This is a genomic window from Rickettsia australis str. Phillips, assembly GCF_000273745.1.
GTDB lineage: Bacteria > Pseudomonadota > Alphaproteobacteria > Rickettsiales > Rickettsiaceae > Rickettsia > Rickettsia australis.
In genome coordinates, this window is record NZ_AKVZ01000018.1 from 60,437 (window position 1) to 84,198 (window position 23,762).

Here is a 23,762-nt window from a genome sequence, read left to right on the forward strand (position 1 = left end):
AATATGTTAAAATTAATAGTTGAAACAAAAACGTTAGTTCAGTCCCTAGGGTTTGCAAGTTCCGTTGTTGAAAAACGTAATGTAATACCTGAATATGCAAACATTAAATTATCGGCAAAAGACGGCAATCTAGAGCTTAGTTCTACTAATATGGATTTGTACTTAAGTCAAAAAATAGCAGTACAGGTAGTAAGTGAAGGTGAACTTACCGTTTCTACGAAAACTCTACATGATATAGTACGCAAACTTCCGGATTCCGAGCTTATATTAACAGATCTCGGTACAACGGGACTTGAAATCAAAGGCAAAAATTGTAAATTTAATTTATTTACTTTGCCGGTTAGTTCTTTTCCTCCAATGGATAGTATTAATCCTGAAGCAGGTTTTAAAATTTCCTGCACGGATTTTGCTAAAATAATCGAATCGACAAAATTTTCGATTTCTTTAGATGAAACTCGTTATAATTTAAACGGTGTTTATTTACACATAAAAGACAAAGAGTTTTATTCGGCAAGTACCGATGGGCATAGGCTTTCAATTTCATGGGTAACATTAGAAAAACACATAAAGAATTTTGGAGTTATATTACCGCAAAAAAGTGCAGAAGAAATTTTAAAAATAGTTAAAGATCCTAAAAATATAAATGAAGATATAGAAATTTTATTAAGTAGCAATAAGATTAAATTTATATGTAACGAAAATACTATTATGCTATCAAAGCTTATAGACGGTACTTTCCCTAATTATAGTGCTTTTATTCCAGAAAGCAGCAGCTCAAAATTAGTAATTAATCGAAAAATATTTGCAGATAGTATAGAAAGAATAGCGATAATAACCGTTGAAAAATTTAGAGCAGTAAAATTATCATTATCTCGCGAAACCTTAGAGATTAGTGCTGTCGGTGAAGCAAGAGGTAACGCAAAAGAGGTTATTAATTCTTCACAAGATAAGGAAAGTTTTTATGAATATAATAGTGATGAGCCTTTAGCTATAGGCTTTAATCCACAATATTTGGAAGATGTCTTAAAAGCAGTGAAATCGGATTTAGTAGAACTATATTTTTCAGATGTTTCAGCACCAGTACTTATTAAATTTCCTGAGAATCCTAAAGATATTTTTGTCGTCATGCCTGTTAAGGTATAGAGTAGCTGTATGTTATTCAGGCAAGGCATTGTTACGTGGATCAAAAAGCACACTCGATGTCATCCCGTGGCTTGACCACAGTATCCATCAAAACACTTATAGTATTAATAATTTTAGTATTGTTAGCTGGATACCGCGATCAAGTCGCGGTATGACAATGAAGGATTCCCGCTTCCATGGGAATGACATAGAGGGGGTATAGGAATGACATACAATTAGTTCAAATAATTTTTGACTAATAGCCAAAGCTTCTCTATTATTTCCATCAAACACCCTAATTAAATATTGGTTATGAAAAAAATTATCGGATTATTTTTTGTAATGATACTTAGTGCAATAAGTACTAGTATCTTAGCGGATGATTATCCAAAAACAGAACGAGAGCAGAAATGGGATGAAGTAGGTTCTATAGCAGGTGAAGAAGGGTTAGTTTTTAGACCTAGTAGGGTAAAAAACGAATCTACTAAAGCTGTAGGAGGTTCAGTTAATAAATATCTTTGGCAAGCAGCATTAGAGACTATAAGTTTTGCTCCTCTTACATCAGCTGACTCAAACGGCGGCGTGATTATTACGGAATGGTATAGCCCACGTTCTAATTCTAATTTTCGATTTAAAATAAATATATTTATTAAAGACGATGTAATAAGCCCTGATTCAATTGAAGTGAAAGTATTTGAAGAAATGCTTAAAAATAAACAATGGGTACTTAATGAAAACACCTCAAATCTTGCTATCACACTTGAAGATAAAATTTTAAGAAAAGCTAGAGATATATATATTAATAGTGCTAGGTGATTATATTACCTCTATGTCACCTTGTGGCTTGACCACGGTCTCAGGACGCAGTCTGTGATGCAAGATCACGTGGTCAAGCCACGGGGTGATAATAAATTAACAAGAAGATATGAATCAAATAGAACAAAAATGGCAGCAAATTTGGCATGACGAGAAAGCTTTTGAGGTATCAAACGAGAGTAGCAAGCCAAAATATTACGTACTTGAAATGCTGCCTTATCCTTCCGGTAAAATCCATGTAGGTCACGTACGCAACTATTCTATAGGTGATGTTATTGCAAGGTTTATGACTATGCAAGGTTTTAACGTGCTTCATCCGATGGGCTGGGATGCTTTTGGGCTACCTGCCGAAAATGCCGCAATAAAAAATAATTCTCATCCGAAAGATTGGACTTATTCTAATATCAAGAATATGAAAAAGCAGCTAAAATCTATGGGCTTTTCTTATGCTTGGTCTAGAGAGATAAATAGTTGTGATCCGCAGTATTATAAACATGAGCAGAAATTTTTTTTAGAGCTTTATGAGAAAAATCTTGCTTATCAAAAAGAATCACTTGTTAATTGGGATCCGGTTGATAATACCGTGCTTGCGAATGAGCAAGTTGTAGACGGGCGTGGTTGGCGTTCAGGTGCAGTAGTTGAGAAACGTTATTTAAAGCAATGGTTCTTAAAAATCACTGATGATGCTGAAGAATTATTAAACGAAATTCAGAATTTAAAAGATTGGCCTGAAGCAGTCCGCTCTATGCAAGAGAAATGGATTGGTAAATCGATAGGTGCTAATTTTCATTTCAAAATTAAGGATAATGAAGATATTACTATAGAAGTATTTTCAACAAAACCCGAAACCATTTTTGGTGCTGGCTTTATAGGAATTGCATTTAATCATCCGATAATAGAACGATTAGTTTCTAAAACACCTGAAATATCGAATTTTATAGCTAAATGTGCAAATATAACATGTTCTGTTGAGCGTGATAAAGCTGAAAAGGAAGGTGTATTTACCGGTCTTGATGTTACTCATCCTTTCGATTCAAATATAGTTTTACCGGTTATTATTACTAATTTTGTGTTAATGGATTACGGTACCGGTGCTGTGTTCGGTTGCCCTGCTCATGATGAACGTGACCATAAATTAGCTGTTAAAATGAACTTAACTATTAAGCAGGTAATTGAAACGGATATTGATGTACAAAAGACCCCTTATACGGAAGATGGAATTTTGGTTAACTCAAATTTTCTAAATGGCTTAACTAGTAATGAAGCAAAACAAAAAGTAATCGAGGAGTTTGAAAAATTAGAGATAGGTAAACGCAGCATAAATTATCGTCTAAAAGATTGGGGGATTTCAAGACAGCGTTTTTGGGGTTGTCCGATTCCTATGATTCATTGTGAAGCTTGCGGCATAGTTCCGGTACCTTACAAAGACTTACCAGTTACGTTACCTGATGATGTTAGTTTTGACGGTCACGGTAATCCGCTTGCTCATCATCCTAGTTGGAAACATGTGAATTGTCCGAAATGCAATAAGCCGGCTATTCGTGAAACCGATACTTTTGATACATTTTTTGAATCATCTTGGTATTTTACGAGATATTGCAATAGCAATGCTACAGAGATGACCGATAAAAAAGCTTGTGATTATTGGCTTCCGGTTGATAAATATATAGGCGGCATCGAGCACGCCGTTATGCATTTATTATATGCAAGGTTTTTCACAAAAGTAATGAACGAACAGAATTATGTAAGTGTTCGAGAGCCTTTTAAAGGGTTATTTACTCAAGGTATGGTGTTGCATGCTACTTATAAAGATGAACATAATAATTGGTTATATCCTGAAGAAGTAGTTAAAAAGGGTAATGAATTTTTTCATAAGGGAAGCAATAATAGAGTAGTGCAGGGACGCATTGAGAAGATGAGTAAGTCTAAAAAGAATCTCATCGATCTTGAGACAATGCAAGAGCAATATGGGGCAGATGCTATTAGGCTTTTTGTACTGTCCGATAGTCCACCTGAGAAAGATCTAGAATGGTCTATAAGCGGTATTGAAGGCTGCTCACGTTTTATTAATAAGCTTGAGCAAATGTTTGAGGCAATAAAATTTTTATATAACGAAGCTAATAAAGAGGAATTTGAAGGAAACATGGAATGCAACACCGTAGCGTACACTTTAGTACGTGAAGATGCGAGTACCGGATCGATGTACAAATTACCTTTAGAAGCAAGTTATATTAACAAAGAGCTTAATAGGTTAGTTCATTTTACTATAAAGCACGTCGCAGAAGATATAAAGCATTTTGCCCTAAACAGAGCAATAGCACGTATGCGTGAGCTTTCTAATGCTATATTCTCTGAAATATCCAAAGATAAAATTGATGTAAAAACTGTACGGCATGGCTTTAATATTTTAGTACAGCTACTAAATCCTTTTATCCCGCATATTACAGAAGAAATTTGGCAGAAGCTTGGCAATAAAGAGCGGTTATATAAATCAGCTTTTCCTGCATTTGATGAGTCAATGCTAGAGTTAGATACATATATTATGGCAGTGCAGGTTAACGGCAAACTCCGTGATACCTATGAGTTTAAAACTGCCGTAAGTGAAGATGCAATAAAGCAAATTACCGTCAATTTGCCAAAGGTACAAAAATTCTTAGCAGGAAAAGAACCGAAAAAGATTATTCTTGTGCCTCGTAAAATTGTGAATATTATAGTTAATTGATTTGAACTCACCTACTGCGTTACTCATCGTCTCGCCTATTATTGATAGGTTTTGCTCCCCGCTTCTTGTATCCGAATCCTAACTGCATTGACTATATTGTTTGCATTGTTATTGTGAGAAGAACTACTCGGTGTCACCACGTGGCTTGACCACGGGGCCTAGTTAAAAATACTAAGAATTATTAGTATTTTAAGTTATATTTTTGGATCCCGTGGTCAAGCCACGGTATGACACCGAGTGCGTTTTCCGAACCACGCAATAACGCCTCTTCTGCAGCAAAGACATAGAGTATTACATCGATGCCCTCTTTAAATAGAGTGTAAGATTGTATACTTGAAGTCAATTTACTATGTTAATAATTTAATATCTTTATTAACTTATCTTAATTTAAATTAATGCATAAAAATATCGATTTCATTCCAACCGATAAGGTCTAAATTAGCTCTTGTTGGTAAAAAACGAAAAATATCATGGGCAAGCTCGAGCCTATTTTCTCTAAGTAGCATTTTTTGTAACATATCTTTTAACTGATGCAAATAAAGCACATCTTTTGCTGCATATTCTTTTTGTTCTGAAGATAAATTGTCAGTACCCCAATAGGAAGATTGTTGTTGTTTTGAAATGTTGATATTAAGTAATTCTCGGCATAAATCCTTAAGACCGTGGCTATCTGTATATGTTCTAACTAGTTTTGAAGATATTTTAGTACAAAAGATATTTTCTAAATCTATACTTAAATATTTTTTTATAGATGCTAAATCAAATCTAGCAAAATGAAATATCTTGCATCTAGTTTTATCTAGCAATAACGCTTTTAAATTAGGAGCAGTATAATCTTGATTTACAAAATGAACAAGATGGGCTTCACCGTTGCCGTTACTAAATTGTAGCAAACATAGTTTATCTCTATGTAGATTTAACCCCATTGTTTCAGTATCTATAGCGATATCTCCTTCAAGTTCAAAATTATTAGGTAGGTCGTTTTGATAAATTGTTATAGTCATAAATTATATTCAATTCTTTTTTAATCATGTTGTTTGGGATGTTCTTCTCTATTTATTTTATGTCATTCCCGCTTCCGCAGGAATGACATAAGCGTCATGCAACAACACCTTTAGTTGCTCGCAATGACGATACCTACCTTTGACTAGGTGTGTCTTTTATTGTAAACACCTGCTCATTTGGAGCAGCTACTCCTAAAACTTTCTTTGCTTGTTCTTCTAACATATCTTTATTTAGCGATTCCGTTCGGAGTAATTTGACGTTATGTGCAAGTTCTACTCTTTCTGCTCGTAAGCCTTTCAGTTCATCATAAGCTTTTTCAAGCTGCCTATTTACTTTTAAATATGCAATAATCCCTTTGTTCCCATATATGCAATGAAAAACAAAATATCCAAGCAGTAAAGCTAAAAAGATATTTAAAATTATTTTTTTAGAATGATTGTTTAAATGTAGTATCATAAATATATATTCATAAAAAATAATACCGGAGCGGTTAAAATAATACTATCAAATCTGTCTAGCACTCCTCCATGACCGGGTATTATATGACCGCTATCTTTAATATTAAATTTTCGCTTAAAATATGAAATAAATAAATCACTTGATTGAGCTATTAATGCTAATATACAACTAATTATAAACAAATAAATTTTATTTGAAAAATAGTAATTTTCAATATGAAAGTTTGGTATAAAACTCACTAATACCGCAACCAAACCTGCTGATAATATTCCTGTAACTAAACCGCTCCAAGTTTTTTTAGGACTGATTTTTGGAGCAAGCTTTGCTCCTTTAAAAGTTTTGCCGCCAATCATTGCAAAAGTGTCTACAGACCAAATAATGCAAAAATAAAGCATAATAAGCCATTTATTAGTATCTTCCAATAATATTAATAGAGCTATAGGAATCGGGATAATAATTAGTCCCAGTACTGAATACGGTATAGAAGAGTAGGTCATATTATACCATTCACTTAACATTCCCACACCCAATAATATCATTAGAATATAAAATAAAGGCTTAAACCATAATATGGCTATAACAAATAACGGCACTAAAACTATACCGGACAGGATTCTTAAATATATATTTTGTTTATCTTTTGCCAAATGTTCTTTTCCTTTTTGAGTAATCATTTATAGCTTCTAGTATATCATCTTTATTAAAATCAGGCCAATATTTGAGTGAGAAATATAATTCAGCATAAGCTGCCTGCCAAAGCAAGAAATTACTGATGCGATAAACCCCGCCAGGTCTTATTAATAAATCTACATCCGGCATTTCTGGATCATATAAAGCATGCTGTATATCACTTTCACTTACTTCTTTTTTACCGCTTGCAATAATTTTTGTGCAGGCATCAACTATTTCTTGGCGACTTCCATAACTAAAAGCTATACAAAGTGTTATTTTATTATTATTTTTTGTTAATTCTATAGCATTATTTATTTGTTTTTGCAATGAGCTACTTAATAAGTTAAGCCTACCTATTACTTTTATTTTAACGCCGTTTTTATGTAAACTGTTTAATTCATTTTTTAAATAAATACTTAATAATTTTATTAAGAAATCTACCTCCATGCTTGAGCGTTGCCAATTTTCGGAAGAGAAAGTATATAAAGTTATATAAGGTATATTAAGGTTAATAAACTCAGGCAGTAATTCACGAATTTTATCAGCACCTGTTTTATGTCCTTCAGATTTTGTTAAGTGATGCCGATCTGCCCAACGAGCATTACCGTCCATTATTATTGCTAAATGTTTTATGTTAGTCATTATTTTATATTTTAGATGTTGCTGTATGGATCGATTTTTCCGTCATTGCGAGCGGGTACTGTTACGTGGATACTAAAACCATCATTGCGAGGAGCGAAGCGACGTGGCAATCCAGAAAAAATAATAAAAAATTCTGTAAATCAGAATTTTTTACTGGATTGCTTCGTCGCATTACTACGTAATTCTTTTCGCAATGACGATTTGGTATCTATGCGGGAATGACATCGGCGGTCATATTTTAGGTATTTCAATTCTTACCGATAGCCCGCCTAAATCCTTGCTATCTTCTAAATAAATAGAGCCTTTATAATCGTTTATTATTTCTTTAGTAATAGCAAGCCCAAGTCCTACATTACTTGCATTATCAAGCTGCCTTGCTTTATCTGATCTATAAAACGGTTTAAATACAAGATGTTTTTCTGTATCATCTATACCGATACCGTTATCCTCAATAATGATAGCTACGGTAGATGGATTATCTGTCAAAGATATTTTAATTTTAGTTCCATACTTTATAGCGTTACCGATTAAATTAGACAAGGCTCTTTCAAAAGAATTCGGTTTAATTCGTGCTTTTGAATTATCTATATTATTAAGTTTTATAAATTCAATATCTACATGTGACCATTTGTTTAAAAAATGTTCTATCCAAGGTAGTAATAAAATTTCTTCAAATTCTTCTGTACTTTCACCTTTAGCAAAATCTAAATAAGAATTTATCATTTGCTGCATAGTTAATATATCTTGTTTTAACCCTTCGATTTCTTCGCTTTCTTCCATTAATTCAAGTTGTAGTTTCATTCTTGTTAAAGGAGTTCTAAGGTCATGAGAAATCATAGCAAGCATAGTGGTTCTTTTAGTAATTTGTTTTTCAATACGAGCTTTCATTTTTAAAAAAGCAAGTCCTGCTTTTCTTATTTCTAAAGCTCCTGAAGGTTGGAAATTTTTGTCTTTTAAAACACCTCGACCAAATTTATCCATGCTATCCGCAAGAGTGAGTATTGATTTAATTTGATTTTTGGAGAAAATAATAGAAACAGAAAGTAATATAACAGTTAAAGATATAATCCATAAAACAAATATATATACCGTAGGATTAAGTAGTAATTTTGCAGGAAAAGTAATATATAATATTCCATCTTTTAATTCTAAAAATACTTCAATTTTATTTTCCTTATTCAGCTTAACTATATTTTTTTCATGGATTTTTGTAGCTAAAATATTTTTAAATATAGTAAGAGGCTCACTTAATTTAGGTTGTTTTATAGATAACTTTTTATTAAGCTGAAATTGATAAGATAAATTAAGATAATTTTCTGATAAATGGGTTATTTCTCTTGAATTATTTCTATGTTCTTTAATCAGTGATTCTATTTCATTGATAATAATAGTACTAGTATAATATGAAACATTATACCAATGACGATCGTAAAACAAGAATATAGCAACGATTTGTCCTATTAAAATCGGAATGATTATAATAAACATAAACCGTACAAATAATGTTCTCGGTAATAATTTAGATATAAAGCTCATATGTAATTTGTATACGTAATTGGCATTGCCTATATGGCTCAAGAAGCCTGCTCGATGTCATTCCCGCCTACGCGGGAATGACATAAAGTGATCAAATATAAAGTGCATAGCCCTCATTACGCACGGTTTTTAAATATTTTGGCTCTTTTGGGTTGTCTTCTATTTTGCCTCTTATTCTTGTAATTTGTACATCGATAGAACGCATACTAAGACCTCCCATTATTTTTGAAAGTTCAAAACGACTAGTAGATTTACCGGAATTTTTTATTAATATCTCAAGTAATTTTTGTTCGGTAGAGCTAAGAGGTATGATTTGATCGTTCTTAGTGAATTCCTTTGTATCAAAATTATAGAAATTATTGCCGAATTTAATTATATTCGTTTCTTTTTTAAAGTTATTATAATTATTAATTAAATTATTTATCCGAAGTAATAATTCTCTCGGTTCAAAAGGTTTAGTTATATAATCAGAGGCACCAGCTTCAAGTCCTTTAACACGGTCATCGGCTTCCGATAAAGCAGTAAGCATAACTATAGGAATATTATTACCGGCATCCCTTATAGTAGTAGCAAAATCAAGTCCTGTTATTTCAGGTAACATAACATCTAAAATAATTAAATCATAATTAGAATTTTTTAATAGATTTTTAGCTTCTATGACTGAGCTTGCCGTTGATACTAAAAGCTCGTTTTTATTTAAAAACTGCTTTAAAAGTGCTAATATTCTGCTATCATCATCTACGATTAAAATATGTGCTTTATGTGGTTGCATGTATACTCATTTGTCATCCCGTGGCTTGACCACGGGATCCAGTAAAATTATTAATATCATAAGCTGTTTGTTTGGACCCCGTGGGGTCAAGCCACGGGGTGACATCTTAAATTATATCTACTTTAATATAAATATAAGTTAATGACAATGATAAAACTAGAGCAAATTTTTTGGCATGTTTGGATTAACGGTGATTTAGTTCCTTATCAATTCGCAAGGATTCATGTTTTAACTCATAGCCTGCATTATTCAGGATCGGTATTTGAGGGTGAGAGAGCTTATAACGGCAAAGTTTTTAAACTAAAAGAACATACGGAAAGATTAATAAAATCAGCAGAAGCATTAGGTTTAAAAGTACCTTATAGTGTGGACGAGATAATAAAAGCTCATGAACTTGTAATAAAACAAAATAATATTAAGGATGCATATATAAGACCGCTTATTTGGTGCGGAGACGAATCACTAAATATTACTAACCCTGATTTGTCTACTAATCTTTTGATTGCCGGTATTCCATCAATGCCCAGGTCTTTTGAGAAAGGTATAAATTTACATGTAAGCCGCTGGCGTAAAGCAATGCCTGATAGCACCCCGGTACAATCTAAATCCGCCGCGCAATATAATATGGCAATAACGAGTCAAAAAGAAGCTAAAGCTCTTGGCTATGATGACGCATTATTACTTGATTATGAAGGGTATATTGCTGAATGTACTACAACAAATATTTTCTTTGTTCAGGATAAAACATTATATACTCCAATTGCTGATAGATTTTTAAATGGTATAACAAGACAGACTATTATTGAAATTGCAAAAGATTTAGGTCTAGAAGTAAAAGAAGAGCGCTTGAAATTAGAGCAAATAGAGAATTTTACCGGATGTTTTGTTACAGGTACGGCAATTGAGGTGCAAAATATTAGTTCTATAGATCTTGGCAATAAAAAGCTTATTTTTGAGAATCATAAAATTGCAGAACTTGTGCAAGAAGAGTATGGGCGTGTTGTTAGGGAGTAGGAAAAAGTGCTAAATCTTTCATCCCGTGGCTTGACCACTGGATCCCGCGATTAAGTCGTGGGATAACAAATTAGGAAGCTGAACCATGAGTCCAATACTTCCTCACAATGACAAATTAATAAAAAAATAAAAAACAATGAATAATATATTTAAAGGTTTAATTACCGCACTTATAACACCTTTTAAAGATAATAAGCTAGACTTATATGCTTTAGAGAGAATTTTAAAACATCAAATAAGGCATGAAGTCGATGCAATATTAATTGCAGGTTCAACCGGAGAAGGTAGTAGTTTGAGTTTTGAAGAATATAAATTATTACTGCAAACTAGCGTAGAAATCGTTAATAAGCGTATTCCTATAATAAGCGGATGTTCATCAAATAATACCGCTTATGCAATAGAACTTGCAGCGGAATCTACAAAAATCAAAGTTGAGGGTTTTATGGCTAGTCCACCATCTTATGTAAAACCTACACAACACGGGATTTATAAGCATTTTGAAGCATTACATGAAGCGTGTAATCTACCTATTATATTATATTCAGCTCCAACTAGAAGCGGAGTAGATTTTTCTGATGAGACGATATTAAGGCTTAGCGAGCTACCGCGTATCTTAGCATTAAAAGATTGCGGTGTAGATTTAGAACGTCCATTGCGGATTAGAGCAATAGTTAAAAAGAATTTTAATATTTTAACCGGTAATGATGAAGTAGTTTTAGCTTTTAATGCACAAGGCGGGGTAGGGTGGACCTCTGTAGCCTCTAATATTGCTCCCGATATGTGTAAAGAGCTATTAGAGAAGTGGTATAAGAATAATACTAAAGGAGCATTAGAAATCCATCAGAAATTACTGCCTTTATATAAAGCTTTGTTTGTAGAATCTAATCCAATTCCGATAAAATATGCCGCTCATTATTTAGGTTTATGTGAAAATGAAATTAGACTTCCATTAACTGAAGCAAGCGATAGTGCGAAAAAACAAATTGAAAACATTATAACATCACTATCTATAAAAATATGACCGAATATAAGAAAGTTATTGCACAAAATAAGAAAGCCCTGTTTAATTATTTTATTGAAGAAAGATTAGAAGCAGGTATTGTATTAAAGGGGAGTGAAGTACAATCTCTGCGTCAAGGCAAAGCTTCTATAGAGGAAAGCTATGCAGCAGATACCGGACATGAGGTATTTTTGTATAACTGCCATATTGCAGAATATGAAAAAGCGAATAGATTTAATCATTCTACTCGTAGACCTCGTAAATTATTGTTGCATACTAAAGAGATAAAGAAAATTATTGGTAGAATTAGAATAAAAGGCTGTACGCTAGTAGCTCTTTCTATGTATTTTAATAAAAAAAATAAAGTGAAAGTTGAGCTTGGTATTGCTAAAGGTAAGAAATTACATGATAAAAGAGAATCAATTAAAGAAAAAGACTGGAAAAGAGATCAGAGTAGATTAATAAGACAGAAATAAGCGTCATTGCGAGAAGAATTACATAGTAATTCGACGACGCAATCCAGTAAAAAATACTAATTTATAGCATTTTTTTATTATTTTTGCTGGATTGCCACGTCACTTCGCTCCTCGCAATGACGATTTCCAGTAAAAACAATATAGAATTTTTTAAAAAGGAATTTATGCAGCATATTATAGGTAAAATATTGGTTATATTTGTAGTTGTGATAGGAGTTTTATTTGTTTTCAAAACAATGAAAACTTATTCTACAAATCCGGTTTCCATTGAGGTTAAACAAAGTGAGGATGCAAGGAAATGTGAAGAGGAAAGAGTCCAAGAAATAATCAAAGATTATTTGCTTAAAACTCCGGAAATAATAATAGAATCAATAGAAGGCTTGCAAAAACGTAAAGTACAGGAAAATGAGACTAAAGTTAATAACTATCTAAAAGATAATAAGTTAGGTATTGAAGATAGTACAAGATTTCCTGTTATAGGAAATAAAGACGGGGATGTAATAATAATTGCTTTTTATGATTACAATTGTTCTTATTGTAAAAAAGGCGATATTTCTATAAATGAATTATTGCAAAATGATCCAAAAGTTAAAGTTATATTACGACCACTCCCTATCCTTGGAGATGCTTCTGAATATCTTGCAAGAATAGTTTTAGCCGTTTATAAGGTTAATCCAAGTAAATTTAAAGCTGTTCATGATGAATTAATAAAAATAAGAGATGTTTCTAAGGAATCCATAAAAGAGTTATTAACCGAGAATGGCTTAAATGCTACGGAAATTGAAGAAACTGCCGATAGCAATGAGATTAAAGATTTCATTACTCAAAATATGAAAATAGCTAGAAGCCTTAGAATCCAAGGAGTACCTGCGTATATAATTGATTCACAATTAATACCTGGGTTAATAGATTTCCCACAATTACTAAATATAGTTAAAGAAATTAGGGATGCTCGGTGAATTTCAAAAATTGGCAGTGTTATCTAGCAAGAGCTGCGGTGCTCACTTGTTAAGTATATGTTCCGTTCCTCGACTTGCAGACTCCTTGCTCTTTTTGAAATTGACCATATCCGTGAGCGTTCAATTATACGAATGTTTAGGATGTCATGCCCGCGAGGTTGTTGTTGCGTGGACCGGTAAAACCAGCTGTGTCATCCCCGTGGCTTGACCCATGGGGTCCATAAAAACAATAAAAAATACTAATAATTTTAGTATTTTTAACTGGATCCCGTGGTCAAGCTACGGGATGACAGAGGTGAAATTGATACGTGCAACAAGAAATTCCCGCGAAAGTGGACATATTAAAATTATTTTTCTAGATTCCTGCTTTTAGCTAGGAATGACATCGATTGCTGTTGAATAATTTTAGCCTTTATTTAACAAATCAAACATAGCTTTACCGATATCGGCAGGGGATCTAGTGATAGTTACGCTGGCACTTTGTAGAGCTTCAAGCTTATCTTCGGCACTTCCTTGTCCTCCGGCAATAATAGCTCCGGCATGTCCCATTCTTTTACCGGGAGGTGCTGTAATACCTGCAATAAAGCTAACAATAGGCTTCTTGATTTTTGATTGCTTGATAAACTCGGCTGCATCTTCTTCTGCATTACCGCCAATTTCACCAATCATAATAATTGCTTTTGTTTCATCATCTTTCAAAAACATATCAATACAATCAACGAAATTAGTGCCGTTAACAGGATCACCGCCTATACCGACACATGTAGATTGTCCAAGTCCTACGGCTGTTGTCTGTGCTACTGCTTCATAAGTTAGAGTACCTGATCTTGAAACAATACCTATCGTTCCTCTTTTATGAATATGCCCAGGCATAATACCGATTTTACATTCACCTGGTGTGATAACTCCAGGGCAGTTAGGACCGATTAATCTAGTTTTAGAACCGACTAAAGCACGTTTTACTTTCACCATATCAAGTACCGGAATTCCTTCCGTTATACATACTACTACTTCAATTTCGGCATCGATTGCTTCTAATATCGAATCAGCGGCAAAGCTGGGCGGAACATATATAACGCTTGCATTTGCACCGGTTTTTGCTTTTGCTTCATGTACGGTATTATATACAGGTAAATCAAGGTGAGTATGACCGCCTTTGCCGGGTGTGACACCGCCAACCATGTTAGTGCCGTAAGCTATCGCTTGTTCAGAGTGAAAAGTTCCTTGTGAACCAGTAAAGCCCTGACAGATAACTTTTGTTTTTTTATTTATTAATATTGCCATGTTAAATAATTTTTATTGTTTTTATTTTGTGTAATTGTCATCGTCATTGCGTGCAACTGAATGCGTTGTTGCATGGATCATTATTATGTCATTTTCCCGCCTACGCACGCGGGAATGACATAAAAGCCACGTAAGTATACTACGACTGCCTAGCTCATGACGATTACCTACCTAATAGCCTCGACTATCTTATTTGCCGCATCTGCTAAATCATATGCCGGTATTATTTCTAAACCGGAATTTGATAAAATTTCTTGGCCTTTTTCAACGTTAGTACCGGCTAAACGGACTACTAATGGCACTTTTATCCCTATGTCTTTTGCAGCTGCAATAATCCCTTCCGCTATAATATCACAACGCATAATACCGCCGAAAATATTAACCAAGATTCCTTGCACTTCTTTATCGGATAAAATTATTTTTAAAGCTTCTTTTACACGCTCACGATCAGCCCCGCCGCCAACATCTAAGAAATTTGCAGGTGACGCACCGTAAAGCTTAATAATATCCATAGTAGCCATAGCAAGACCTGCACCGTTAACCATACAACCGATATTACCGTCCATTTTTACATAGCTAAGCCCCGCATTTGCCGCTCTAGTTTCTAAAGGATCTTCCTCATCGTGATCACGCATTGCCGTAATATTTGGATGTTTGAATAAGCCGTTATCGTCAAAAGTGATTTTTGCATCTAAAGCGAGTAAATTTCCGTCCGTTTGTACAATTAACGGGTTGATTTCAATTTGTGCCGCATCAGTTTCAATAAAAGCATGATAGACTGATTTTACTATTTCTTTCATCTGTTTAGCTTGGTTATCCTTAAAACCTAGCTCATAAGCTATACCACGCATATGAAAATCTTGTAAACCGATTGCAGGATCCACAGAAAATTTAATAATTTTTTCCGGAGTTTTTTCTGCTATTTCTTCAATATCGACTCCTCCTTCGGTAGAAGCTATGAAAGTAATACAACTCGCCGATCTATCAAATACTATACTGAAATAATATTCTTTTAAGATATCACAACCTGATTCGATATAAAGACGATTTACTTTTTGTCCTTGAGGTGCTGTTTGATGTGTTACTAAATTAATACCAAGCATGTCATGAGCAACTTTTTTGGCTTCTTCTTTACTCTTAACAACCTTAACACCGCCTGCTTTACCTCTACCGCCGGCATGTACTTGTGCTTTAACCACATATACTTCCGTATTTAACTTATCTATGGTTTCGTTAATCTTTTCGGTTTTCGTAACAACGAGTCCAGTGGAAGTAGGTACGCCGTATTTTCTTAAAATCTCTTTTGCTTGATATTCATGAATATTCATTTTAAATAATTTATTTAAATAATTAAAGCACAGTATAATAATTAATCTTTAAACTGTAAAGTGGAGAGTTTATGATGTCATTCTAGCGTAGGAGGGAATCCAGTAAAAATACTAAAAACAAGTTAAGTGATATAAAAATTAGTTTATAATTTACTTAAAAATTCTGGATTCCCGCCTACGCGGGAAATGACACGCACTATTCACTCCACATTCTATTAAGTACGTTATCTTTCCTAATAAAGTGCTGATATAACGCAGCTAGTATATGCAAAATAATTAAAGCAGTAAATAACAAAGCAGTCTTTTTATGGATTTTTTTAAAGATTTTGGCAAATTGTAAATCTTGAACAAAAGAACTTATAGTAAACAAACCGTCAAAATTAATATGATGATTTGATAGGATAGTCATGAAAAAGCTGCTTATCGGCATTAATAACATTAAAAGATATAGCAAATTTATATTAATATTAGCGGCTCTTTTCTACCAATTCGGTAAATCAGCTGGTAATAAAACATTAGCATTATAGAACTTCAATAAAAGACGTATTATTACTAAAGATAAAACAACTATACCGGTTGCTTCATGTATCACGTATAATTCCTATTTTAGAGGCGGTTCTATATAATTATCCATTAAGAAACCAACAACGAGCATTACTATAACTATAATACTCATTATCCAGTGAAAAAGTTTTGCAATTAAGCCGTAAGAATTTTCAGTATTTGTCAGTAGCATGATTAATACTCCAATAAATTATTCTTAACATAATGTTATTCCTAACTAATGTATGGCTCACTTATGACTGCTCGCAATGACGCAAGGATATCAATTCCCAATTGCTGTATCTATAATCTTTTCCGCTTCCTCGCTGCTAATTTTTTCTTTATCATTCAGAATGAGATTAGCATTCTTTAAGTCATCTCCTATTGCTTCTGCTCTTCCTTTTAAAATCTTAGCTAAAAACTGTTCGGCAAGAGCGTAATATGAGATTCTGTTACCTGGTTTTGCAAAGCCATGTCCTTCATCTTTGTAAAGTGCATAAACTACCGGTATATACTTTGCTTTCATGCTGTTTACAATCTGTTCTGATTCTGCCTGTACGACTCTCACATCGTGAGCACCCTGTGCTATAAATAAAGGCTTTTTGATATTATCAACAAAATTAATCGGTGATCTTTGTCTTAAAAACTCTTTTTCTTCTTCAGTATCCCAAGGTCCTATACGTGTTTTATATATACTTAACAATGGTGTCATATAAGGAGCTTTAGATTGCACATGAGTTAATAAATTAGACATACCGACCACATCAACACCGCAAGCAAATATGTCAGGGGTCATGGTAAGACCTACAAGCGTTGCATAACCTCCATAACTTCCGCCCATAATACAAACTTTGTCAAAATCAACTATATTATTCTTAATAGCCCAGTTAACACTGTCAATTAAATCGGTGTGCATTTTACCGGCATATTCTAAATTACCAGCGTTTAAGAAATCTTTCCCAAAACCGGTAGAACCACGGTAATTTATACTTAAAACTGCGTAACCACGATTTGCAAGCCATTGATGCTCAGGATTGTATCCCCAGCTATCACGAACCCACGGTCCGCCATGAACATTAATTATTAGCGGTACTTTTTTATCAGGAATATTATTTTCATCAAGCTTTACATCATTTGGAAAAGTGATATAGCTAACTAAATCAAGCCCGTCACGTGACTTGATAATTACCGGTATCATCTTAGCAAGATTATATTGCTCAAGTTCTTTGCGATTAGTAAATAAAAATTCGGTTTTTTTATTTGCCCTATTATATTTATAATATTTCACCGGTGCATTATCAGCCATATAAGCAACGATCCAAGTTTTGTCGTCTAATGTCCTACTATTGATAATTAAATCACCGCGATCAAGAGCCTGCAGATATTTCATATCATCTTCAATCTCTTTATCTAATATTTTATATGAAACTCTATCATAGTCTATGGATACTGCTTGCGGAGTTTGTTTGGTAGGATGCATAGCAAACAAACCGATATCGGCTTTTGGATCTTCAGCTAATATTTCTTCATTATCTGTAGCGAGTGTTATCGCCTTAAGGGCTGAAGTATTGCGGTTACGCCCCTCAAGCATATAAAGAATTTCGCCGCTAGCATCAAAACCGAGTATAGAAGTATTAAAAGAATCTTCCATTGAGATTTTAGTATATAATTTAGGTTCTCCGTCTTTTAATTCATAATATTCAACGGCTCCGTCTTTATCTAGTAAATTACCGAATCTTAAATTTAAATTTTCATCGGTTACATAATCAGTAAATCTATCATTTTTATAAATTAGTTCTTTTTCTAAAGTATCTAGATTTAATTTATAAATATCAAAATATTCAGGATTACGCTCATTTAAATATATTAATATCTCATTTGGCTTTTTATAGCTCACTCCAGCTATACCTGCTTTAACTCCTCTTTCAGGAGTAAGTAATTTTGTCTCTTTGGTCTCTATGTTATAGCTATAAATTCGGTCATTTTCATCACCGTTAAAATCTTGGGTATATAAAATATTTTTATTATTATAAGCTTTAGTATAAGACCAAATACCACGTCCTTTATCATGGGTTATGGCTTCTGCTTTACTAATATCATCTGATGGGGCTAGCCAAATATTTAAGACACCATCTTTCGGTGCAACATATAGAATATATTTACCGTCGTGGGTTAGAGAAACCCTTGCTTTATCAGGGTTACCGAATAAAACTTTTCTTGGGATTATTTGATTGTTATCCGTTATCGTTTGCTTTTGAAACATAAAAATACCAACACTTATTATTAATATAGTGCCTATAATATAGCAAATTTTACTCATTACTAATGGTTTGTTATTTAAATTGAGGTTCTTTTTTATGTCATTCCCGCCTACGCGGGAATGACATAAGGGGGCACGGGACGACAAAAACTACACTCTCTCAATATTGCTTAAAAACCAATCAACTTCTTTAGTATTAGTATTACGTGTAAATGTCCATTCTTCTTTTAAATTTTCAATTTTGTCAACCACATTTTTACCTTGAAATAGTAATTTAATAAAGATGTTATTACCAAACATGTAAATTTCTGAATATTTTGCACTTAAAGCTGATGAGTCAAAAAAATTGCCATAGGATGGTGTTATTTTTTCAAATGCTTCCAAGTATCTTTTATCTATCAGCTCAGATAATTCCTTAGAATCTTTTTTATAAGCAGCTTCTATAATCATTTGAAAAGCAGTTTTAGCATTATTTATGAATTTAACCGGATCAAAAGAGTAAAGGCGTTTATGGACTTGTTCCAGTCCATCTACGACCGCAGTTATATTATGTTCCACTATTATATCTTTAAAAGCTTTAATATCTTGGGCTGTTGGAATATTTTTTTCTTCTTTATTAGATTTGACTGTACTGTAAGTTACGTTCTTAATAACTGGTTCGCCAAAATAAGATTTTTGCTTTGTCTGTTCCTCTTCTGAAGTAGAACCGAGAGTCGTAATTAATTTGTTGATAATGTAAAAAGCAATAATGGCAAAAATTAATAACTCTATTATTTGAGGAGACATTTTCTATTTTTTTTATTAAAAGATTATTCCATATCTTAATATAAAAAAATAATCTTTTAAAGTTATTTAATAAAAATAAGGATTTATTTTTATTTGAGTTATACTTAAAGTTTAAAAAATATTAAAAGATAACTAAAATATCTTGATTATTTTGTTTTGTAAATGATGTTTAAACTCCATCATTGCAAAACATTTATAGCCTTTAGTCCATTTATGCTAAGGGCTTGTTGTACTAAAGTTTAATTTTTAAGCGTTTTTAGTATAACGGATAATTATTGTTTTCAATGATTGAGTTTATCCCTTAGCACTTATATATTTTTTAGCAACTCTTCTACTTTGATAGCATTATCAAATCCGTGATCGTAATGAAATCTTATATCAGGTGAGAATTTCATATTTATTTTATTAGTAATAAAATTTCTGATAGCATTTTTAGAATTATTTAATGCATTCATAATTTCATTTATTGTTAGTTTAGTATTAAAAGGCAAGAAATAACAATTAGCTATTTTTAGATCAGCAGTAACTATAACTTTCGTAATAGTGAGAGGACAATCAAAAAGTCTGCTATCCAGCATTTTACCACGTCTTAGAATTTCGATTAATGCTTCATTTATAATGCTTGCTAATTTTTGTTGTCTATGAGAATTAGTTTTGGTTAATTTTTTCATGAGTTAAAATATATACAATTCTAGAGCATAATAGCATGCTTTTGCCAAACAACCAATACCTAAAAATTTTAGAAATTTTGTTTTAAAAAAACCAGAGAATAAAGAAATAAAGCATCCCCAAAAAGGAAAGGCCATTAAGAAAATTATAAATATCTCATATTTATAATATAATTTTGTTAAACTTTTATATCTTAAGATATTTTGTTCATTTTTGGAATCATAAAAGATATTTAAAACTATTTTTCCAAAAATATAATTGACTGCATTACCGCTAAGAGCAGCACAAATAGCTACTAACAGCATTATTAAACTATTATAGCCTCCAAACATTTCCATAGAATGAAATATTAATTCATTCTGAAAACCGATAATAAGATTTGAGACAAAACTATCAACGAATAATAAACTATATGCTTCAAATTGATTCATAAATGTAATATATTGAATTTTGATTATGTATGTTGTATTGCTCGATCCTTTTGTTACACCGTGGATTGACCACGGGGTCCAGAAAAAAATAAAAAAGACTGGATACCGTGGTCAAGCCACGGGGTGACAAAATAGCACCATACCACAACCATTACTAATCTAACACCAAAATAAAGTAACCAGCAATGAAAAAGCAAATTATTTATCCTGATTTTATAGCACGAATTTTTTCTACGGCACTTGATTTATCATTATTTGCCTTTATAGCAATCCCAATATCACAATTTTGTTCTTTTAATTTATTATGGTTGTTCTTTAATGATTATTTCCTTAGCAATAACATTAATCTTCATAATCCCAATGAAATGTTTAACTTAGTTATGAGTCAGGAATTTTATGAATATCTTAAAGCAGGAAATTTTAATCAATATATTTTGTTTAATATCTCAATTTTTGCTACTAATATATTAGTAATAGGCTCATATTTTATAACTCTTTGGTATTATAAAGGTGCAACGCTTAGTAAAATGTTCCTACGTATGAAAGTCGTAGATGCCGTAACATTAAAGCGTCCGACTTTAAAGCAGTTAATTAAAAGATTTTTAGGGTATATGACTTTTCCTATAGGTATTTTTTTCATACTTTTTTCTTCTAAAAAACAAGCATTGCATGATAAGATAGCCGGAACAGTTGTGATTAAGTCTTAATATATACTCGCTGAATTTGAAAAATTGGCTATGTTGTGTACTAGTCTGCGGTTAAAAGCTTCAAAACGCCTTGCTCTTTTCCAAATTGAGCTTCGTATTGTATACCAACTCTTCATTTATAATGATATATACTCCGACTATGAATAAAACAAATGATAATAAAATAGACCAGCTGATTTATCTTTTTTCTAAATTGCCTGGGCTTGGTAGTAGGTCGGCAAGACGTATAGTGCTTTATCTACTACAAGACAAAGATATTAGGTTAAAAAGCCTGATTAATCACCTTGTAGAGATAGATAAGAAAATAGTAAAATGCAAGATTTGTGGTAATATGGATACGGAAAATATTTGCTGTATTTGCTCTGCTGAATATAGAGATAAATCGGTTATTGCTGTTGTTGAAACCGTAGCTGAATTATGGGCAATGGAGCGTAGCGGTAATTTTAAAGGTTTATATCATGTACTAGGTCACAATTTATCGGCAGCTAGTAGGCACAATCCTATCGTACTTCGGTTACCTGAACTACTTAAAAGATGTTTTGCAGAAAATATTAAAGAAGTTATTATTGCTACTAATTCTACTTTAGAAGGTCAAACTACTGCGTATTTTATTACTGAATATTTAAAAGAGCATCCTGCTAAAATTTCTCGCCTTGCTAGCGGTATACCTATCGGAGGTGAACTTGATTATCTAGATGAAGGTACTTTATCTGCCGCTATTAACCTACGCCAACCTTTTGAGTAAAATATTATGCCAAATGATAATAATAACGGTATCAGTAACACAAATAGCCCAAACGGTAAATCTATGGCTCCAAGACCGGAAGGAGTAAAACCTAACTGTGTAGTTTTACTTATTCTGTAAGTGATAATATTAATTCCACTCTTGAAGCCTTACAAGCACAAGGTGCAAGTGTTCATTACATAACTGATAAGGATGGAACGCAATATCAATATCATAATGATTTAACAGATCAAGCTTTTTATGTGGGCAAGAGTAGTTGGAAAGGAGAAGTAAGTGTTAATAAGTTTGGTATTGGGAATATGCTTATTAATGATGCAAAAAGTGATTTTGCTGAAGAGCAAATAGAGCAGTTATGTAAATTCCTTAAGGATATAAAAGTAAGATATCCGGATTTAGATTTAAAACATGATTTAGTAGGTCTTGGTGAAGTAACTGTAAACCGTGAAGGAAATGCTCATATAGCTTCTGGATCAAAATTTCCTTGGAAAAAATTAGCTGAAGCTGGTTTTGGTAGATATTTTGAGACTACGCAAGATCAAAAGAGTAAAATATTATTAAGTTCTGATAGTACTGGAGAACAATTTGATACTTTACAAACAAAGTTAAAAGCATATGGTTACGGAGTAGAATCTACAAGCACTTTTGATCAAATTACTCAACAAGCCGTCAGAGTATTTAATGATCGTTACGATACCGGTTTACCGAATGAAGTGCCGCCTGTAACTTGGACTGAAGCAAGTGAATATGAATTATCAAAATTATTAGGGAAAGAATTAGTTGGGGATATAATATCATTAAATATTATATCTTAATAATCATTCGCCAAATTGCTCTTTAATATTGAATTATTAAAGAGCAATTAAAGCTATAACAAATCTTGATGAAATTCTAGATGATGTTCACCGGCAAATTTTATTACATCATTGAAGACTTTTTTAATTTCATATATAATGCCTAGTTATTTTTAACAAGGCATTGTACATTAATTTAATTCTTAGTCAAAAATTATTAATATTTTTTAATAATTATCCACCGAATTGCTCTTTAATAATTCTATCTTCCAGCGTATGGTTTTTATTAAATAGCAGTTTGATAGGCGTATCCTTAGTAGATTTAACGGTAACATTTGTGATATTATTAAACTCCTGAAAGTCGGCAGTAGCATTTACCGGTCGTTTATTTGTATTAAGTATTTTAAATTTAATCGTAGCAGATGAAAGCAGTAAAGCACCGTGCCATCTACGCGGTCTAAAAGAGCAGATAGGGGTTAGGCATAGCATATTTGATTCGAGCGGTAAAATAGGACCGCCGGCAGATAAATTGTAAGCACTACTTCCAGCAGGCGTTGCAATTAAAGCTCCGTCTGCTACTAATTCGCTCATTCTCTCTATTCCGTTTACGTCTATTCTAAACTTAGCCGCTTGATTAGTTTTACGAAATATCGATACTTCGTTAATAGCAAGTGCGGTATATATTTGACCGCTTATATCTTCAGCTTGCATAAGCAGAGGATTTAGAATAGAAACAGTACTTTCATGTATATTTTGTGATAAATTCTTAGTATCTAAAGGATTCATTAAAAAGCCGAGGTGTCCTAAATTAACTCCATAAAAAGGTATATTAAGATGCATATAGCGGTGAATATTATGCAGTAATTCTCCATCGCCTCCTATTACGATAATTACTTCTGCTTCCTCTATTTTACAATAATTATAGAGTTTTTTTATTTCCTCTATAATAGCTAGATGTTTAGAATTTTGGTTATAAATCAATGCTATTTTATTTATATTCATTATATGAATTTCTTTTTTAAT

The 23,762-nt window shown here is 32.6% G+C and carries 27 protein-coding genes and 2 pseudogenes; 12 read left to right on the top strand and 17 right to left on the bottom strand.

Translation table 11 applies throughout. The features are described from left to right. Nucleotides 1-3: 3 nt before the first annotated feature. The 4 genes from dnaN (at nt 4) to leuS (ending at nt 4,660) form a co-directional block, all read left to right on the top strand. Nucleotides 4-1,143 (top strand): DNA polymerase III subunit beta, encoded by a 1,140-nt coding sequence (gene dnaN, locus A452_RS0102710; protein WP_014412802.1) that lies wholly within the window; start codon nt 4-6, stop codon nt 1,141-1,143. Nucleotides 1,144-1,171: 28 nt separating this feature from the next. Further along, the gene (locus tag A452_RS11865) at nt 1,172-1,345 is read left to right on the top strand and encodes a hypothetical protein (protein WP_238533851.1); all 174 of its coding nucleotides are present in this window, start codon (nt 1,172-1,174) and stop codon (nt 1,343-1,345) included. Between the two features lie 89 nt (nt 1,346-1,434). Beyond that, nucleotides 1,435-1,938 carry a DUF3576 domain-containing protein gene (locus A452_RS0102715; RefSeq protein ID WP_014412801.1) on the top strand — a complete coding sequence of 168 codons (504 nt, stop codon included), beginning with the start codon at nt 1,435-1,437 and terminating at the stop codon, nt 1,936-1,938. Nucleotides 1,939-2,047: 109 nt separating this feature from the next. Next, complete coding sequence (leuS, locus tag A452_RS0102720; protein ID WP_014412800.1) at nt 2,048-4,660, top strand: leucine--tRNA ligase; 2,613 nt, start codon at nt 2,048-2,050, stop codon at nt 4,658-4,660. Here leuS and A452_RS10410 read toward each other — a convergent pair. From A452_RS10410 to A452_RS0102750, 8 genes and pseudogenes are all read right to left on the bottom strand, one after another. Then, nucleotides 4,646-4,742: pseudogene (locus tag A452_RS10410) on the bottom strand (palindromic element RPE2 domain-containing protein); the annotation flags it as partial. The gene leuS and the pseudogene A452_RS10410 overlap by 15 nt on opposite strands. A 99-nt stretch (nt 4,743-4,841) precedes the next feature. Then, the gene (locus A452_RS11870) at nt 4,842-5,003 is read right to left on the bottom strand and encodes a hypothetical protein (protein WP_231289950.1); all 162 of its coding nucleotides are present in this window, start codon (nt 5,001-5,003) and stop codon (nt 4,842-4,844) included. Between the two features lie 49 nt (nt 5,004-5,052). Beyond that, nucleotides 5,053-5,664 (bottom strand): ribonuclease D, encoded by a 612-nt coding sequence (locus A452_RS0102725; protein WP_014412799.1) that lies wholly within the window; start codon nt 5,662-5,664, stop codon nt 5,053-5,055. Between the two features lie 133 nt (nt 5,665-5,797). Next, nucleotides 5,798-6,121, bottom strand: coding sequence for an FtsB family cell division protein (locus tag A452_RS0102730; RefSeq protein ID WP_014412798.1), 324 nt, complete (start codon nt 6,119-6,121; stop codon nt 5,798-5,800). Continuing rightward, entirely contained in the window at nt 6,118-6,798 is a 681-nt protein-coding gene (locus A452_RS0102735; protein WP_014412797.1) for a phosphatidate cytidylyltransferase, read from the bottom strand. Before A452_RS0102735 ends, A452_RS0102730 begins: the two co-directional genes overlap by 4 nt. After that, a complete protein-coding gene (uppS, locus tag A452_RS0102740) occupies nt 6,758-7,438 on the bottom strand; it encodes a polyprenyl diphosphate synthase (RefSeq protein ID WP_014412796.1) in 681 nt (226 codons plus the stop codon). Before uppS ends, A452_RS0102735 begins: the two co-directional genes overlap by 41 nt. Before the next feature lie 231 nt (nt 7,439-7,669). Continuing rightward, on the bottom strand, nt 7,670-8,974 hold the full coding sequence (locus tag A452_RS0102745) for a sensor histidine kinase (RefSeq protein ID WP_017208521.1): 1,305 nt from the start codon (nt 8,972-8,974) through the stop codon (nt 7,670-7,672). Between the two features lie 91 nt (nt 8,975-9,065). Further along, nucleotides 9,066-9,746: a response regulator transcription factor gene (locus A452_RS0102750; protein WP_014412794.1), complete on the bottom strand. Its 681-nt coding sequence runs from the start codon at nt 9,744-9,746 to the stop codon at nt 9,066-9,068. Between the two features lie 141 nt (nt 9,747-9,887). Here A452_RS0102750 and A452_RS0102755 point away from each other — a divergent pair, with 141 nt between their 5' ends. The 5 genes from A452_RS0102755 to A452_RS11365 all read left to right on the top strand — a co-directional run bounded on the left by A452_RS0102755 (nt 9,888) and on the right by A452_RS11365 (nt 13,568). Beyond that, entirely contained in the window at nt 9,888-10,760 is an 873-nt protein-coding gene (locus tag A452_RS0102755) for a branched-chain amino acid transaminase (protein WP_014412793.1), read from the top strand. A 136-nt stretch (nt 10,761-10,896) separates the two neighbouring features. Further along, on the top strand, nt 10,897-11,781 hold the full coding sequence (gene dapA / locus A452_RS0102760; protein ID WP_014412792.1) for a 4-hydroxy-tetrahydrodipicolinate synthase: 885 nt from the start codon (nt 10,897-10,899) through the stop codon (nt 11,779-11,781). Then, complete coding sequence (smpB, locus tag A452_RS0102765; RefSeq protein ID WP_014412791.1) at nt 11,778-12,236, top strand: SsrA-binding protein SmpB; 459 nt, start codon at nt 11,778-11,780, stop codon at nt 12,234-12,236. Before dapA ends, smpB begins: the two co-directional genes overlap by 4 nt. Nucleotides 12,237-12,400: 164 nt before the next feature. Next, nucleotides 12,401-13,195, top strand: coding sequence for a DsbA family protein (locus A452_RS0102770; protein ID WP_014412790.1), 795 nt, complete (start codon nt 12,401-12,403; stop codon nt 13,193-13,195). 211 nt (nt 13,196-13,406) lie between these two features. Beyond that, on the top strand, nt 13,407-13,568 hold the full coding sequence (locus A452_RS11365) for a hypothetical protein (protein ID WP_155813375.1): 162 nt from the start codon (nt 13,407-13,409) through the stop codon (nt 13,566-13,568). Nucleotides 13,569-13,600: 32 nt separating this feature from the next. Here the strand turns inward: A452_RS11365 and sucD are convergent, their stop codons facing one another. From sucD to A452_RS0102815, 8 genes are all read right to left on the bottom strand, one after another. Further along, nucleotides 13,601-14,479, bottom strand: a complete 879-nt coding sequence (gene sucD / locus A452_RS0102775; protein WP_014412789.1) for a succinate--CoA ligase subunit alpha — start codon at nt 14,477-14,479, stop codon at nt 13,601-13,603. Nucleotides 14,480-14,646: 167 nt separating this feature from the next. Beyond that, a complete protein-coding gene (gene sucC / locus A452_RS0102780) occupies nt 14,647-15,807 on the bottom strand; it encodes an ADP-forming succinate--CoA ligase subunit beta (RefSeq protein ID WP_014412788.1) in 1,161 nt (386 codons plus the stop codon). Between the two features lie 196 nt (nt 15,808-16,003). Next, on the bottom strand, nt 16,004-16,246 hold the full coding sequence (locus tag A452_RS0102785; RefSeq protein WP_081482385.1) for a cytochrome b: 243 nt from the start codon (nt 16,244-16,246) through the stop codon (nt 16,004-16,006). Between the two features lie 162 nt (nt 16,247-16,408). Further along, entirely contained in the window at nt 16,409-16,543 is a 135-nt protein-coding gene (locus tag A452_RS12505) for a hypothetical protein (protein ID WP_014412786.1), read from the bottom strand. 90 nt (nt 16,544-16,633) lie between these two features. After that, nucleotides 16,634-18,670, bottom strand: a complete 2,037-nt coding sequence (locus A452_RS0102800) for a S9 family peptidase (protein WP_014412785.1) — start codon at nt 18,668-18,670, stop codon at nt 16,634-16,636. Nucleotides 18,671-18,760: 90 nt separating this feature from the next. Beyond that, nucleotides 18,761-19,396, bottom strand: a complete 636-nt coding sequence (locus A452_RS0102805; RefSeq protein WP_014412784.1) for a Tim44 domain-containing protein — start codon at nt 19,394-19,396, stop codon at nt 18,761-18,763. Nucleotides 19,397-19,704: 308 nt separating this feature from the next. Next, the gene (rbfA, locus tag A452_RS0102810; protein WP_014412783.1) at nt 19,705-20,067 is read right to left on the bottom strand and encodes a 30S ribosome-binding factor RbfA; all 363 of its coding nucleotides are present in this window, start codon (nt 20,065-20,067) and stop codon (nt 19,705-19,707) included. 3 nt (nt 20,068-20,070) lie between these two features. Further along, nucleotides 20,071-20,496, bottom strand: a complete 426-nt coding sequence (locus tag A452_RS0102815) for a YqaA family protein (protein ID WP_014412782.1) — start codon at nt 20,494-20,496, stop codon at nt 20,071-20,073. A gap of 185 nt (nt 20,497-20,681) precedes the next feature. Between A452_RS0102815 and A452_RS0102820 the strand changes: the two genes are divergently transcribed. The 3 genes and pseudogenes from A452_RS0102820 (at nt 20,682) to A452_RS08135 (ending at nt 22,760) form a co-directional block, all read left to right on the top strand. After that, nucleotides 20,682-21,203: an RDD family protein gene (locus tag A452_RS0102820; protein ID WP_014412781.1), complete on the top strand. Its 522-nt coding sequence runs from the start codon at nt 20,682-20,684 to the stop codon at nt 21,201-21,203. Nucleotides 21,204-21,342: 139 nt separating this feature from the next. After that, on the top strand, nt 21,343-21,948 hold the full coding sequence (recR, locus tag A452_RS0102825; RefSeq protein ID WP_014412780.1) for a recombination mediator RecR: 606 nt from the start codon (nt 21,343-21,345) through the stop codon (nt 21,946-21,948). 6 nt (nt 21,949-21,954) lie between these two features. Beyond that, nucleotides 21,955-22,760, top strand: a pseudogene (locus tag A452_RS08135) (N-acetylmuramoyl-L-alanine amidase). A gap of 213 nt (nt 22,761-22,973) precedes the next feature. Here A452_RS08135 and A452_RS0102835 read toward each other — a convergent pair. Beyond that, a complete protein-coding gene (locus A452_RS0102835) occupies nt 22,974-23,741 on the bottom strand; it encodes an NAD kinase (RefSeq protein ID WP_014412779.1) in 768 nt (255 codons plus the stop codon). Between the last annotated feature and the right edge of the window lie 21 nt (nt 23,742-23,762).

Bases quoted from the DNA above. Each gene is read 5' to 3' on its own strand.
- sucC (WP_014412788.1), bottom strand. From the start codon at position 15,807: ATGAATATTCATGAATATCAAGCAAAAGAGATTTTAAGAAAATACGGC.
- rbfA (WP_014412783.1), bottom strand. From the start codon at position 20,067: ATGAAAAAATTAACCAAAACTAATTCTCATAGACAACAAAAATTAGCA.
- A452_RS0102715 (WP_014412801.1), top strand. From the start codon at position 1,435: ATGAAAAAAATTATCGGATTATTTTTTGTAATGATACTTAGTGCAATA.
- A452_RS0102725 (WP_014412799.1), bottom strand. From the start codon at position 5,664: ATGACTATAACAATTTATCAAAACGACCTACCTAATAATTTTGAACTT.
- uppS (WP_014412796.1), bottom strand. From the start codon at position 7,438: ATGACTAACATAAAACATTTAGCAATAATAATGGACGGTAATGCTCGT.
- A452_RS0102745 (WP_017208521.1), bottom strand. From the start codon at position 8,974: ATGAGCTTTATATCTAAATTATTACCGAGAACATTATTTGTACGGTTT.
- A452_RS0102730 (WP_014412798.1), bottom strand. From the start codon at position 6,121: ATGATACTACATTTAAACAATCATTCTAAAAAAATAATTTTAAATATC.
- A452_RS0102805 (WP_014412784.1), bottom strand. From the start codon at position 19,396: ATGTCTCCTCAAATAATAGAGTTATTAATTTTTGCCATTATTGCTTTT.
- leuS (WP_014412800.1), top strand. From the start codon at position 2,048: ATGAATCAAATAGAACAAAAATGGCAGCAAATTTGGCATGACGAGAAA.
- dapA (WP_014412792.1), top strand. From the start codon at position 10,897: ATGAATAATATATTTAAAGGTTTAATTACCGCACTTATAACACCTTTT.
- dnaN (WP_014412802.1), top strand. From the start codon at position 4: ATGTTAAAATTAATAGTTGAAACAAAAACGTTAGTTCAGTCCCTAGGG.
- A452_RS0102785 (WP_081482385.1), bottom strand. From the start codon at position 16,246: ATGTTATTAATGCCGATAAGCAGCTTTTTCATGACTATCCTATCAAAT.
- A452_RS0102835 (WP_014412779.1), bottom strand. From the start codon at position 23,741: ATGAATATAAATAAAATAGCATTGATTTATAACCAAAATTCTAAACAT.
- A452_RS0102755 (WP_014412793.1), top strand. From the start codon at position 9,888: ATGACAATGATAAAACTAGAGCAAATTTTTTGGCATGTTTGGATTAAC.
- smpB (WP_014412791.1), top strand. From the start codon at position 11,778: ATGACCGAATATAAGAAAGTTATTGCACAAAATAAGAAAGCCCTGTTT.
- A452_RS0102815 (WP_014412782.1), bottom strand. From the start codon at position 20,496: ATGAATCAATTTGAAGCATATAGTTTATTATTCGTTGATAGTTTTGTC.
- A452_RS0102770 (WP_014412790.1), top strand. From the start codon at position 12,401: ATGCAGCATATTATAGGTAAAATATTGGTTATATTTGTAGTTGTGATA.
- A452_RS0102800 (WP_014412785.1), bottom strand. From the start codon at position 18,670: ATGAGTAAAATTTGCTATATTATAGGCACTATATTAATAATAAGTGTT.
- A452_RS0102820 (WP_014412781.1), top strand. From the start codon at position 20,682: ATGAAAAAGCAAATTATTTATCCTGATTTTATAGCACGAATTTTTTCT.
- A452_RS12505 (WP_014412786.1), bottom strand. From the start codon at position 16,543: ATGCTACTGACAAATACTGAAAATTCTTACGGCTTAATTGCAAAACTT.
- recR (WP_014412780.1), top strand. From the start codon at position 21,343: ATGAATAAAACAAATGATAATAAAATAGACCAGCTGATTTATCTTTTT.
- A452_RS0102735 (WP_014412797.1), bottom strand. From the start codon at position 6,798: ATGATTACTCAAAAAGGAAAAGAACATTTGGCAAAAGATAAACAAAAT.
- A452_RS11365 (WP_155813375.1), top strand. From the start codon at position 13,407: ATGGGGTCCATAAAAACAATAAAAAATACTAATAATTTTAGTATTTTT.
- sucD (WP_014412789.1), bottom strand. From the start codon at position 14,479: ATGGCAATATTAATAAATAAAAAAACAAAAGTTATCTGTCAGGGCTTT.
- A452_RS0102750 (WP_014412794.1), bottom strand. From the start codon at position 9,746: ATGCAACCACATAAAGCACATATTTTAATCGTAGATGATGATAGCAGA.